This is a genomic window from Burkholderia aenigmatica (assembly GCF_048627025.1).
Classification (GTDB): domain Bacteria; phylum Pseudomonadota; class Gammaproteobacteria; order Burkholderiales; family Burkholderiaceae; genus Burkholderia; species Burkholderia aenigmatica.
Window position 1 is genome coordinate 1856980 of the sequence record NZ_CP184469.1, and the last position, 13517, is coordinate 1870496.

Annotated in this window: 11 protein-coding genes; 7 read left to right on the forward strand and 4 right to left on the reverse strand. The window is 66.0% G+C overall.

What is annotated here, in order from left to right; all coding sequences use genetic code 11:
- Positions 1–130: 130 nt before the first annotated feature.
- The 5 genes from ACN8ZM_RS25290 (at position 131) to acnA (ending at position 7299) form a co-directional block, all read left to right on the forward strand.
- Positions 131–1117, forward strand: coding sequence for a malate dehydrogenase (locus tag ACN8ZM_RS25290; protein WP_043177668.1), 987 nt, complete (start codon positions 131–133; stop codon positions 1115–1117).
- A 184-nt stretch (positions 1118–1301) separates the two neighbouring features.
- Positions 1302–2309 (forward strand): HpcH/HpaI aldolase/citrate lyase family protein, encoded by a 1008-nt coding sequence (locus ACN8ZM_RS25295; protein ID WP_420212672.1) that lies wholly within the window; start codon positions 1302–1304, stop codon positions 2307–2309.
- Between the two features lie 230 nt (positions 2310–2539).
- Positions 2540–3055, forward strand: a complete 516-nt coding sequence (locus ACN8ZM_RS25300; protein WP_043177672.1) for a hypothetical protein — start codon at positions 2540–2542, stop codon at positions 3053–3055.
- Between the two features lie 22 nt (positions 3056–3077).
- On the forward strand, positions 3078–4529 hold the full coding sequence (locus ACN8ZM_RS25305) for a bifunctional 2-methylcitrate dehydratase/aconitate hydratase (RefSeq protein ID WP_420211080.1): 1452 nt from the start codon (positions 3078–3080) through the stop codon (positions 4527–4529).
- A gap of 52 nt (positions 4530–4581) precedes the next feature.
- A complete protein-coding gene (acnA, locus tag ACN8ZM_RS25310; protein ID WP_175023055.1) occupies positions 4582–7299 on the forward strand; it encodes an aconitate hydratase AcnA in 2718 nt (905 codons plus the stop codon).
- Between the two features lie 104 nt (positions 7300–7403).
- Here acnA and ACN8ZM_RS25315 read toward each other — a convergent pair whose 3' ends face one another.
- From ACN8ZM_RS25315 to ACN8ZM_RS25325, 3 genes are read right to left on the reverse strand one after another with little or no spacing between them, the layout of a single operon-like run.
- On the reverse strand, positions 7404–7850 hold the full coding sequence (locus ACN8ZM_RS25315; RefSeq protein WP_420211081.1) for a DUF1801 domain-containing protein: 447 nt from the start codon (positions 7848–7850) through the stop codon (positions 7404–7406).
- Entirely contained in the window at positions 7847–8278 is a 432-nt protein-coding gene (locus ACN8ZM_RS25320) for an SRPBCC family protein (protein WP_420211082.1), read from the reverse strand. The genes ACN8ZM_RS25315 and ACN8ZM_RS25320 overlap by 4 nt, the downstream gene beginning before the upstream one ends.
- Positions 8278–8601: an ArsR/SmtB family transcription factor gene (locus tag ACN8ZM_RS25325; RefSeq protein ID WP_089453385.1), complete on the reverse strand. Its 324-nt coding sequence runs from the start codon at positions 8599–8601 to the stop codon at positions 8278–8280. The genes ACN8ZM_RS25320 and ACN8ZM_RS25325 overlap by 1 nt, the downstream gene beginning before the upstream one ends.
- Before the next feature lie 643 nt (positions 8602–9244).
- On the opposite strand from ACN8ZM_RS25325, the gene ACN8ZM_RS25330 reads away from it, so the two are divergent.
- Positions 9245–10978 (forward strand): S53 family peptidase, encoded by a 1734-nt coding sequence (locus tag ACN8ZM_RS25330; protein ID WP_420211083.1) that lies wholly within the window; start codon positions 9245–9247, stop codon positions 10976–10978.
- Between the two features lie 187 nt (positions 10979–11165).
- Positions 11166–12557 (forward strand): MFS transporter, encoded by a 1392-nt coding sequence (locus ACN8ZM_RS25335; protein ID WP_420212673.1) that lies wholly within the window; start codon positions 11166–11168, stop codon positions 12555–12557.
- A 14-nt stretch (positions 12558–12571) separates the two neighbouring features.
- Here ACN8ZM_RS25335 and ACN8ZM_RS25340 read toward each other — a convergent pair whose 3' ends face one another.
- Positions 12572–13504: a LysR family transcriptional regulator gene (locus ACN8ZM_RS25340; protein WP_301806374.1), complete on the reverse strand. Its 933-nt coding sequence runs from the start codon at positions 13502–13504 to the stop codon at positions 12572–12574.
- Positions 13505–13517: the final 13 nt, after the last annotated feature.

Consider the following 13517-nt stretch of genomic DNA (forward strand, 5'->3'; position numbering starts at 1 on the left):
GGCCGTCTCCAGGTTCACCGCGTCTGCCATCGCGAGTCCTCCGCCCTGCTTCAATGCAACACTCAGCACAACGCGCATAGAATGGCGTTTTCGCGAGTGTCCAACGCTTCACCCGTCCTGGAGATTTTCAATGGCTAAGCCCGCAAAGCGTGTTGCCGTCACCGGCGCCGCAGGTCAAATCGCTTACTCCCTGCTGTTCCGCATCGCGAACGGCGATCTGCTCGGCAAGGACCAGCCGGTCATCCTGCAACTGCTCGACCTCCCGCAAGCCCAAGGCGCCGTCAAAGGCGTCGTGATGGAACTCGACGATTGCGCGTTCCCGCTGCTGTCGGGCGTCGTGATCACCGATGATCCGAAGGTCGCATTCAAGGATGCCGACGTCGCACTGCTGGTCGGCGCACGTCCGCGCTCGAAGGGCATGGAGCGCAAGGACCTGCTGTCGGCAAACGCCGAAATCTTCACGGTTCAGGGCGCTGCGCTGAACGAAGTCGCGAGCCGCGACGTGAAGGTGCTGGTCGTCGGCAACCCGGCGAACACCAACGCGTACATCGCGATGAAGTCGGCACCGGATCTGCCGAAGAAGAACTTCACGGCCATGCTGCGCCTCGACCACAACCGCGCGCTGTCGCAGCTCGCCGCGAAGTCGGGCAAGCCGGTCGCATCGATCGAGAAGCTCGCCGTGTGGGGCAACCACTCGCCCACGATGTACCCCGACTTCCGCTTCGCGACCGCCGAAGGCGAGTCGATGCTGAAGCTGATCAACGACGACGTGTGGAACCGCGACACGTTCATCCCGACCGTCGGCAAGCGCGGCGCGGCGATCATCGAAGCGCGCGGCCTGTCGTCGGCAGCGTCGGCAGCGAACGCAGCGATCGACCACGTGCGTGACTGGGTCCTCGGCACGAACGGCAAGTGGGTCACGATGGGCATCCCGTCGGACGGCTCGTACGGCATCCCCGAAGACATCATCTACGGCGTGCCGGTCGTTTGCGAAAACGGCGAGTACAAGCGCATCGAAGGCCTGGAAATCGACGCGTTCTCGCGCGAGAAGATGGACGGCACGCTGGCCGAGCTGCTCGAAGAGCGCGATGGCGTCGCCCACCTGCTGAAGAACTAAGCATCACGCATCTTGCCGGGCCGCCCTCGGGCAGCCCGGCCTCGGCCCGGGCCGGCATGCCGCCGGCGCGGGCCGACCGATCCGATCCGCGCACGTTTTGCCGCCCGCGCCCGCCGCGCCCTGGCCCAGAACGCGCCCGAATCCGATTTTCTCCACGTTGACCCGCTTCCCTGACGTAGACGAGATGGCCGCGCTCACTCCTGCACAAGTGCTGTACGACGGGGCGTCCCCGCCCGCGATCCTGCCCTGCTGCGATCACTACGCGGGCAGCGAAAAGCTGATGCGCAAGTCGCTCGCGCTGCAGGCCGAAACGGGCCCCGTTTTCGACATCACGCTCGACTGCGAAGACGGCGCGGCCGTCGGCCAGGAAGCCGCGCACGCGGCACTCGTCGCCGAACTGCTCGGCAGCGCCGAGAACCGCTTCGGCCGCGTCGGCGTCCGTATCCACGACTTTTCCCACCCGCACTGGCGCGACGACGTGCGCATCGTGCTGCGTGCGGCGCGCGCCCCCGCCTACATCACGCTCCCGAAGATCGCGAGTGCCGCCGACGCAGCCGAAATGACCGCGTTCATCGAAGGCACGCGCCGCGAGCTCGGCATCGCGCAGCCGATCCCGGTCGACGTGCTGGTCGAGACGCACGGCGCGCTCGCGCAAGCGGCCGCCCTCGCCGCGCTGCCGACGGTCGGCACGCTGAGCTTCGGGCTGATGGATTTCGTCTCCGCGCACCATGGCGCGATTCCCGATTCCGCGATGCGCTCGCCGGGCCAGTTCGAGCGTCCGCTCGTGCGCCGCGCGAAGCTGGAAATCGCCGCGGCCTGCCACGCGCACGGCAAGACGCCGTCGCACAACGTGACGACCGAGGTACGCGACATGGGCATCGTCGCCGGCGATGCACGCCGCGCGCGCGACGAATTTGCATTCACGCGGATGTGGAGCATCCACCCCGCGCAGATCCGCCCGATCGTCGACGCATTCGCGCCGCGCACCGACGAAGTCGCGCTGGCCGCCGAGATCCTGCTGGCCGCGCAGGCCGCCGACTGGGGGCCGACGCGTCACGGTGATACGCTGCACGATCGCGCGAGCTACCGGTATTACTGGTCGGTGCTGCGCCGCGCGCGGGCCACCGGCCAGCCCGTACCGGCCGAGGCCGCGCCGCTGTTCGGGCCGGCCGCCGCTGGCAGCGCGCCGTAAGCGCGCGCCGCCAGCCGAGACACGAGATTCATACATTCGACGACGCGCGAACCGGATAGAGTTTTGCGAAACGACAAAAAACGTAACGGAGCCCGAAAACCTGATATATACGCGGCCAAATAGGTGAAAATAGCGGCCGCTGCGCGCTTTCGGGGCGCGTGCAGTTTCAAACCGGCCGGCCGCTTCGATTGCCGGCCCTTGTCAACTGATTATCGAAAGGTTCTGACTCCATGAAGAAACTCCTGATCGCTACCGCCATCGGCGCCTTGTCCGCCACGATGCTGGTGTCGGCTCCGAGCGCGTTTGCCCAGGGTACGGCCACGACGACCGCGAAGAAGGCTACGGCCAAGCGCCCGGCGCCGGCCAAGCGCATCATCCCGCGCAGCAAGAAGGCGCAGGCACGCGCAGCCGCCAAGGTCGATCCGGTACCGGACGGCGCGGTCAAGTGGTCCTGTAAGGAAGGCCTGTCGTTCGACCTCGCCGGCGACATGAAGCGCGACCAGGTCGTCACGGTTCACTGGGCGAAGAAGAACTACAAGCTGCCGCGTCAAGCCACGACGACGGGCGCCGACACGTTCTACGATCCGGCAGCAGGCTTCAAGCTGATCGTGATCCCGACCAAGGCAATGCTGTTCTCGGACGCAAACGGCGGCGAGCGCCTCGCGGACGAATGCGTGACGCCGGAAATGGCACAAGGCACGGCTGCGCCGACGCAATCGAACGAGCTGAAGCCGGCAACGAACTAAGCGCGTTCCCATCGGCCCCTCGATGTCCGCCCCGGTCTCCAACGTCCGCCCTGCTCCGGATACGGTACTCGTCGATATCGTCGACTACGTGCTGAACACCGGTCTCGACAGCGCGCTCGCGCTGGAGACGGCGCGTCATTGCCTGATCGACACGCTCGGATGCGGGCTCGAGGCGCTGTCCTACCCTGCCTGCACCAAGCTGCTCGGCCCCGTCGTGCCCGGCACGATCGTGCCGAACGGCGCGAAGGTGCCCGGCACGTCCTTCCAGCTCGATCCCGTCCAGGCCGCGTTCGGCATCGGCGCGATGATCCGCTGGCTGGACTTCAACGACACCTGGCTCGCCGCCGAATGGGGTCATCCGTCCGACAACCTCGGCGGGATCCTGGCGACGGCCGACTGGCTCTCCCGCACGGCCGTCGCGGCCGGCCGGAAGCCGCTCCTGATGCGCGACGTACTGGTCGCGATGATCCAGGCCCACGAGATCCAGGGCTGCCTCGCCCTCGAGAATTCGTTCAACGCGGTCGGGCTCGACCACGTGCTGCTCGTGAAGGTCGCGTCGACCGCCGTCGTCGGCCGGCTGCTCGGGCTCACGCGCGACGAGCTGATCAACGCGGTATCCAACGCGTTCGTCGACGGCCAGGCGCTGCGCACTTACCGCCACGCACCGAACACCGGCTCGCGCAAATCATGGGCGGCCGGCGACGCCACGTCCCGCGCGGTGCGCCTCGCCCTGATCGCGAAAACGGGTGAAATGGGCTACCCGTCGGCGCTCACCGCCAAGACCTGGGGCTTCTACGACGTGCTGTTCGACGGCAAGCCGTTCCGCTTCCAGCGCCCGTACGGCACGTACGTGATGGAAAACGTGCTGTTCAAGATCGCGTTCCCCGCCGAATTCCACGCGCAAACGGCCGCCGAGGCCGCGCTGCAGCTGCACGCGCAGCTCGCCGCCGCGGGCCGCACGACCGACGAGATCAGCCGGATCACGATTCGCACGCACGCGGCCGCGATCCGCATCATCGACAAGCAGGGCCCGCTCGCCAATCCGGCCGACCGCGACCACTGCATCCAGTACATGGTCGCCGTGCCGCTGCTGTTCGGCCGGCTGACCGCGGCCGACTATGAAGATTCGGCCGCCGCCGATCCCCGCATCGACGCGCTGCGCGCGAAGACGGTGTGCGTCGAGGATCCGCAGTTCACGAAGGATTACCACGACCCGGACAAGCGCTCGATCGCGAATGCACTGACGATCGAGTTCGCGGACGGATCGAAGCTTGCCGAAGTGGCGGTCGAATACCCGCTCGGTCATCAGCGACGCCGCACCGAAGGCATCCCGCTCCTGGTCGAGAAATTCCGGACCAACCTCGCCCGCCGCTTCCCGGCAAAGCAGCAACAAGCGATTCTCGACGTGTCGCTGGACCAGGCAAAGCTCGAAGCGATGCCGGTCGATCAGTACGTCGACTTGTATGTGATATAGCCGTCATCTACAGGACACGTTGTTTCCTAGCCTTAAACCCAGGAAAATCACCATGGCCCACAATCTCCACAAGACCCTCAAGGAATTCGACAGCGGTTCCGGCAAAGGCAAGTTCTACTCGCTGCCGCAGCTCGGCAAGGAACTGAAGACGAAGATCGAACGCCTGCCGGTGTCGATCCGTATCGTGCTCGAGTCCGTGCTGCGCAACTACGACGGCAAGAAGATCACCGAAGAGCACATCGAGCAGCTGGCGAACTGGAAGCCGACGGCCAAGCGCGTCGACGAGATCCCGTTCGTGGTGTCGCGCGTCGTGCTGCAGGACTTCACGGGCGTGCCGCTGCTCGCCGACATCGCGGCCATGCGCGGCGTCGCGGAGCGCACGGGCAAGAACCCGAAGAAGATCGAGCCGCTGGTCCCGGTCGATCTCGTCGTCGACCACTCGGTCCAGATCGACTACTTCCGCCAGAAGGATGCGCTCGACCTGAACATGAAACTGGAATTCCAGCGCAACAACGAGCGCTACCAGTTCATGAAGTGGGGCATGCAGGCATTCGACACGTTCAAGGTCGTGCCGCCGGGCGTCGGCATCGTCCACCAGGTGAACCTCGAATACCTCGCGCGCGGCGTCCACAAGAAGGCGGACGGCGGCGACACCGTGTACTACCCGGATACCCTCGTCGGCACGGACAGCCACACGACGATGATCAACGGCATCGGCGTGGTCGGCTGGGGCGTGGGCGGCATCGAGGCTGAAGCCGGCATGCTCGGCCAGCCGGTGTACTTCCTAACGCCGGACGTCGTCGGCGTCGAGCTGAAGGGCAAGCTGATCGAAGGCGTGACGGCCACCGACCTGGTGCTGACCATCACCGAAATGCTGCGCAAGGAGAAGGTCGTCGGCAAGTTCGTCGAATTCTTCGGCGAAGGCACGAAGTCGCTGTCGCTGCCGGACCGCGCGACGATCGGCAACATGGCGCCGGAATACGGCGCGACGATGGGCTTCTTCCCGGTCGACGAAAAGACGATCGACTACTTCGAAGGCACGGGCCGCACGAAGGCGGAAATCGCCGCGTTCGAGAACTACTTCAAGGCGCAGAAGCTGTTCGGCATCCCGAAGGCCGGCGACATCGACTACACGAAGGTCGTGACGCTGGATCTCGCAACGGTCGCCCCGTCGCTGGCCGGCCCGAAGCGCCCGCAGGACCGCATCGAGATCGGCAACGTCAAGTCGACGTTCACCGACCTGTTCTCGAAGCCGGTGGCGGACAACGGCTTCGCGAAGAAGGCGGACGATCTCGCCACGCAATACACGACGAGCAACGGCGTCGACGTGAAGAACGGCGACGTGCTGATCGCCGCGATCACGTCGTGCACGAACACGTCGAACCCGAGCGTGCTGCTGGCCGCCGGCCTGCTCGCGAAGAAGGCGGTCGAGGCCGGCCTCACGGTCGATCCGAAGATCAAGACCTCGCTCGCACCGGGATCGCGCATCGTCACCGAGTACCTGACGAAGACGGGCCTGCTGCCCTACCTGTCGAAGCTCGGCTTCGAACTCGCCGCCTACGGCTGCACGACCTGTATCGGCAACGCGGGCGACCTGACGCCGGAGCTGAACGAAGCGATCACGAAGAACGACATCGTCGCGGCAGCCGTGCTGTCGGGCAACCGTAACTTCGAGGCGCGTATCCACCCGAACATCCGCGCGAACTTCCTCGCGTCGCCGCCGCTGGTCGTCGCGTACGCGATCGCCGGCAACATCACGCGCGACCTGATGACCGAGCCGGTCGGCAAGGGCAAGGGTGGCCGCGACATCTACCTCGGCGACATCTGGCCGTCGAGCGAGGAAATCCATGCGCTGCTCAAGTACGCGCTCGATCCGGAAAAATTCGAGAAGAACTACGCGCACCTGACCAAGAAGGGCGACCTCTGGAGCAAGATCGAGGGCGAAACGGGCCAGGTCTACGACTGGCCGAAGTCGACCTACATCGCGGAGCCGCCGTTCTTCGGCAACGACTTCTCGATGGAACCGGCTGCATCGATCCCGACGGTCAAGGGCGCGCGCGCACTGGGTATCTTCGGTGACTCGGTCACGACCGACCACATCAGCCCGGCAGGCTCGATCAAGGAAGACTCGCCGGCAGGCAAGTGGCTGAAGGAAAACGGCGTGCAGAAGGCCGACTTCAACAGCTACGGCTCGCGCCGCGGCAACCACGACGTGATGATGCGCGGCACGTTCGCGAACGTCCGGATCAAGAACCTGATGATCCCGGCGAAGGCAGACGGCACGCGCGTCGAAGGCGGCCTGACGATCCACCAGCCGAGCGGCGAACAGCAGTCGATCTACGACGCGGCGATGCAGTACGTCGGTGCGGATACGCCGACGGTCGTGTTCGCGGGCGAAGAGTACGGCACGGGCTCGTCGCGCGACTGGGCAGCGAAGGGCACGCAACTGCTCGGCGTGAAGGCCGTGATCGCACGCAGCTTCGAGCGCATCCACCGCTCGAACCTGGTCGGCATGGGCGTGCTGCCGCTGCAGTTCAAGGGCGCGGACAGCATCCAGTCGCTCGGCATCACCGGCGACGAAACGTACGACATCGAAGGCCTCGGCGACGACTTCAAGCCGCAGCAGGATGTTACGCTCGTGATCAACCGCAAGAACGGCGAATCGCAGCGCGTGCAGGTACTGCTGCGCATCGATACGCCGATCGAAGTCGACTACTACAAGCACGGCGGTATCCTGCCGTTCGTGCTGCGCTCGCTGCTCGCAGCGTAAGCGCCCTGCTTTTGCAGGTGCCGCAGCCGCCTCGCGGTGGTTGCGGCCGATTTGGAAGCCCGACCTCGTGTCGGGCTTTTTTTTGCCTGCGGTTCAGGCGGGCGTCATGCCGCCTTGCTGCTGCGCGGCTTCGCGGCCGCACCCGCACCCGCACCCGCCCGCGCGTTTTTCTTCAGATGCGTGCGGTTGTAGTCGATCGCCGCGCGTACGAGGTTCTTCAACGCCCGCTTGTCGATCCGGTCGCCTTCGAAAAAATCGATCGCGCGCCGCGCGTTGCCGTCGAGACCGTCGTTGAACAGCTGGTCGGGATCGGGCAGCTTCGCGCCGTGCATGAAGGTCAGCTTCACCTTGCCCTTGTGCGCGTTCGCGACCGCGATCATCCCGTCGCACTCCCACACGGGGCTGCCCATCCATTTCCATTCCTCGACGATGCCCGCCTCGGACGCGAGGATCGTCTGGCGGAGATCGGCGAACGTCTTGCCGCGCCAGTCGGCGATGCCGGCGATCAGCGCGTCGATGCGCGCCGACGGTGTGAGGTCCGTGGTGCTCATGCGCGCGCCTCCGTGCGTTCGTCGGGGCGGGCCAGCACCTGTTCGAGCGCGTCGAAGAACCGGACCCAGCCGTGCTGCGCCCCGCGGTACGCCTGCTCCTGGTCCGTGCGGAAGCCGACCTGCTCCATCCTCAGGTGCGTGCCGCCCGGCGTCGGCGTAAGCGTCCACGTGACGACGCTTTCGAGACCGTAAGCGGCCCACGTATAGGACAACGCGTGCGGCGGCTCGATCGTCAGGACCTTGCAATCGACCGATCCCCAGTCTGCGCGGAAGCTGAAGGCCCGGCCCGCGACGGGCTCGAAGTCGCTCTTCATCAGCCACGCCTCGATCAGGTGCGGTTGCGTGAGCGCGCGCCAGATCTTCTCCGGCGGATGAGGCAGCTCCCGGTCGACGACGACGGAGCGCGTTTCGGTGGTGGCCTGGTTCATTACTGATCCATCCTTTTCAGAAGATCTTCGAGGGCATCGAACCGGCTCTGCCAGAAGCCCGCCATCTGGCTCGTCCAGTCGATCAACGGGGCCAGCGCTTGAGGCTGCGCGCTGTAGTGCGTCTGCCGGCCTTCGTGACGGTCGATCACGAGCCCGGCCTGCTTCAGGACGCCGAGATGCTTCGAGACGGCGGGCTGCGAGACGCCCGCATGGGCCGTCAGCGCGGCAACCGTCAACTCGCCGTCCGCGCATAGCCGCTCGAAGAGCGCGCGGCGGGTGGGATCGGCTAGCGTCCGGAAAAGCATGTCGTGTGCGTTCTGCATGTCCAAATCCATAACCCGATGGTTATGAATCGAAGCATATCCGCTGATCGACGCGCGTCAAGGCGGAATTTCACGAACGATGCCGCGCGATCTTGCTCGGGTCTGCTGTCCGCCGCTCCGGCGCGTACCCGCCTCCGAATTCGAGCATTTCCTCTAATTCGCCATCGCCGCATGCGATCCGAAAGTCGCCTGCAAGACTGCCGGAAGCACCGTTCCACAATTCGGGAAACGTTTGCGCTGGACCGGCCCCTTTTTTGTGCACGCGCGAATCCGTTCCTGCCGTGTCGCTTCGTTTGACCACATAGTGCGACGCGGCACACGGCAACGACCGGTCGCGCGCCATGCGTTCACGGGGCGATCCGCTCCGCGATCGCGCACGTTCCGGTGCCACGACGAACGACTCGTGCGTGCGAACGTCGCCCCTTGCCGCGCCCTCGTGTCGCGAACCGGTTCCGTTCGCCGCGGCCACGATCGCTGGCACATCCGGTGCAGTGCATGCCCGCATCCGCGCCGATGTCAGAACTGACAGCTATGGAAACTGGCAGCTACCCGAACCGCAGCGACGCCCTACGCTCGTCACCGCTCGCGACCCCACAAGGGTCGGGGGCTCCAGCAACGTCGTCTCTCCTAAAAAGGACTCCCGATGAAAAGGAACGCCTGGTTTGCCCTGCCCCTGCCGTCGCCCCGCCGCCTTGCGTGCGTGGCACCGCTCGTGTTCGCCGCCGCTGCGGCGCATGCGGCGACGGACTGGGTCGACACCCATACGAAGGCCTTTCCGACCGGCCCGCAGTTGATGGCGCGCAGCGCGGCGCCGTCGCTCGAACTCGCGTCCGGTGAAACGACCAACGTCGTCGTCAGCCTGAAGCTGCGCAATGCCGCGCAGCTCAAGCAACTGGCGCGCGACGTGAACCGGCCGGGCAGCGCGCATTACCACCAGTACCTCACGCATGCGCAGTTCCTCGCCAGCTACGCGCCGACCGAAGCCCAGGTGAAGTCGGTCGTCGACTATCTGCACAAGAGCGGCTTCGTGAACGTCGAGGTCGCACCGAACCGGTTGCTGGTATCCGCACGCGGGACGGCCGGCACGGTGAAGACCGCCTTCAACACGTCGCTCGTACACTTCGACTACGCGGGCCGCTCGGGCTTCGCCAACACGTCGACCGCGCAGGTGCCGCGCGCGCTGGGCGACGTCGTCGGCTCGGTGCTCGGACTGCAGAGCGTCGCACACGCGCGGCCGCTGCTGCGCATCGGCAACGTGTCGAAGCCGCAGGCGCTCGCGGCCGGCACCGCAACCGGCCACTATCCGAAGGAATTCCCGGGCCTCTACAACGCAACCGGCGTGCCGACCGCGGCCGGCGTGACCGTCGGCATCATCACGATCGGCGGCGTGTCGCAGACGCTGCAGGACCTGAAGCAGTTCACGTCGAGCAACGGCTACGGCACGGTGTCGACGCAGACCGTCCAGACCAACGGCTCGGGCGGCAGCTACACCGACGACCAGGACGGCCAGGGCGAATGGGATCTCGACAGCCAGTCGATCGTCGGCTCGGCCGGCGGCCAGGTCGGCAAGCTCGTGTTCTACATGGCGGACCTCAACGCCACCGGCAACACGGGGCTCACGCAGGCGTTCAACCAGGCGGTGTCGGACAACACCGCGAAGGTGATCAACGTGTCGCTCGGCTGGTGCGAGACCGACGCGAACGCGGACGGCACGATCGACGCCGAGGAACAGATCTTCACGACCGCCGCGGCGCAAGGCCAGACGTTCTCGGTTTCGTCGGGCGACGAAGGCGTGTACGAGTGCAACAACCGCGGCTATCCGGACGGCGCGAACTACACGGTGTCGTGGCCGGCTTCGTCGCCGCACGTGCTCGCGATCGGCGGCACGACGCTCTATTCGACGTCGGCGGGCGCGTTCTCGAGCGAGACGGTGTGGAACGAGGGGCTCGATGCGAACGGCAAGCTGTGGGCGACGGGCGGCGGTGTCAGCACGATCCTGCCCGCGCCGTCGTGGCAGTCGGGCAGCAACCGCCAGTTGCCGGACGTCGCGTTCGACGCCGCGCAAAGCACCGGCGCGTACATCTACAACTACGGCCAGTTGCAGCAGATCGGCGGCACGAGCCTCGCCGCGCCGATCTTCACGGGCCTCTGGGCGCGCCTGCTCGCAGCGAACGGCACGGGCCTCGGTTTCCCGGCCGGCAAGTTCTACGCCGACATTCCGTCGAACCCGTCGCTCGTGCGCTACGACGTGGTATCGGGGAACAACGGCTATCAGGGGTATGGCTATAACGCAGGCACCGGCTGGGATTACACGACCGGCTTCGGCAGCCTGAACATCGCGAACCTCAACCAGTTGATCAAGTCGGGCGGGTTCTGAGCGAAGCGTGAAGGCCGGCGCGCGGCGATGGTGGGTCGCGCGCCGGCCGGCGGAAGACCGCGTGAACACGGATCGATTCACGGCGACACCACTATCCACCGCATCAATATCGACATCACAAACATCCGTTGGATCAATTGCCAGGCCGATGCGACAGTGGGCATTTACCCAACCTGCGCTGCCCGCGATGTCGACAACCCACCTGCCTCCCCTCAGCCCGCCCCGTCACGATGGCCTGCCGACGCGACAGCGAATCGCGGCATTGATCGCCCTCTCGCTCGCGGTCGCGATGGCAAACCTCGATACGGCGATTACCAATACCGCGCTGCCGACCATCGGCAGCAGCATCGGCGCCGATCCGGCCTCGGTGATCTGGGTCGTCAATGCGTATCAGCTTGCGATGGTCGCGACCTTGCTGCCGTTTGCATCGCTCGGCGAGATACTCGGCCATCGGCGCATTTACATCGCCGGGCTGATCCTGTTCACCGCAAGCTCGCTTGCATGCGGCATCGCAGGGTCGCTTCCCGCGCTCGCCGCCGCGCGTGCGTTGCAGGGCATCGGCGCGGCCGCGATCATGAGCGTCAACACCGCGCTGATTCGTTTTGCGTACCCGGCCAGGCTGCTCGGCCGCGGCGTCGGGTTGAATGCGCTCGTCGTCGCCGTGTCGTTCACCGTAGGGCCGACCGTGGCGTCGGCCATCCTGTCGGTCACGTCGTGGCACTGGCTGTTTCTGATCAACGTCCCCATCGGCCTGCTTTCCGTCGCATTGGCGGTTCGCACGCTGCCGATCACCGATCGCGCCCGGCATGACTTCGACGTCGTCGCTGCGCTGTTATGCGCCGGTTGCTTCGCACTGCTGATACTCGGATTAGGGACGGTTGCGCATGATGGCTTGTCGCCGACGGTCATCGTTGAATGGATCGTCGCGGCAGTATTCGGCTACGCGCTGCTGAAGCGCCAGGCACATCACCCCGCTCCACTGCTCGCCGCCGACCTGTTTCGGCGGCCGGTCTTCTCCCTATCTGCCGCCACGTCGGTTTGCTCGTTTGCGACGCAAGGCCTCGCATTCGTGTCGCTGCCATTCTTCCTGCAAGCCGGCCTCGGCCACAGTCAGGTCGACACCGGCTTCCTCATGACGCCGTGGCCCGTCGTGGTGGCCATCATGGCGCCCGTTGCCGGACGCCTGGCCGACCGATACCCGGCCGGCATTCTCGGCACCATCGGCCTCTTCATCCTGTGCATCGGCATGGCGTCGCTGGCCATGCTGCCGCCCGCGCCGTCGACGCTCGATATCGTGTGGCGCATGATGATGTGCGGCGCCGGATTCGGCTTCTTCCAGGCACCGAACCTCAAGGCGCTGATGGGCAGCGCGCCGGCCGAGCGCAGCGGCGGCGCCAGCGGCATCGTCGCAACGGCCCGCCTGCTCGGACAGACGCTCGGTGCGGCGCTGGTCGCCCTGTGTTTTCACGTCTCCGGGGCAGGTGGCCCGATCGTCGCGTTGTGGGCCGGCAGCGCCTTCGCACTGGCGGGCACGGTCATCAGCTGCCTCCGGCAATTGCCGCGCTGGGCACGCTCGTGACGCATCGGCTGCGTTCAGCCCGCCGCACGCTGCGCACCGGGCAACCGCATCGGCTTCGCCGCCTCGCGAATCTTCTCCCTCAGCCAGATTTGTGCGGGGACGCCGTCGTGGCGCCGATGCCAGTACATCGACCACTGGAAACCCGCTGACTCGAACGGCAACGCCTTGAGCACCAGCCCGTCTTCCTCAAAACGTTCGGCCAGGCGCGCGGACATCACCGCGACCATCGACGAATGGCGCAACAGATGCGGCACGACCAGCCAGTGCGGGACATTGAGCACCACGTTCCGGGCGCGGCCCATCCCGGCGAGCGTGGCATCGACATAGCGCCCGTCGGTCGCGCTGATGGACACCTTGAGATGCGGCAGAGCAAGGAACCGGTCGAGCGTCAACGCTTCAGCGGCACACGGATGATCCCGCGCCATCACGCAGACCATGCGGTCGTCGAACAGCGGCGTCGCCTGCACCGCGCCCGCATGCTCCAGATCCATGCTCACCGCGACGTCGATATCGTCGGCATCGAGCGCGGTCACGGTCTGCCCCGGCGACAGGTGCACCACATCGAGCGTCACGCCCGGCGCCTCCTGTTCGAGCTGCGCGAGCAACGACGGCATCAGCAGATATTCGAGCACGTCGGACATCCTCAGCCGGAAGTGTCGGGTCGTCGTGGCCGGATCGAACGCGTCATCCGACACGAGGAGCCGCTCTGCCTGGCGAAGCAGTTGCCGCAGCGGCGCTTCCAGTTCCAGCGCACGCGGCGTCGGCTCCATACCCGTTGCATTGCGTATCAGCAACTCGTCGTGCATCAGGATTCGCAAACGCCCCAGCGCGCTGCTCATCGCCGACTGGCTCAACCCCACCTTCGTCGCGGCACGCGTCACATGCTTCTCGGTCAGCAACGCATCGAGTGCGACCAACAGATTCAGATCAACGCTGCGCAAATTCATGGGTGCTCGCGAT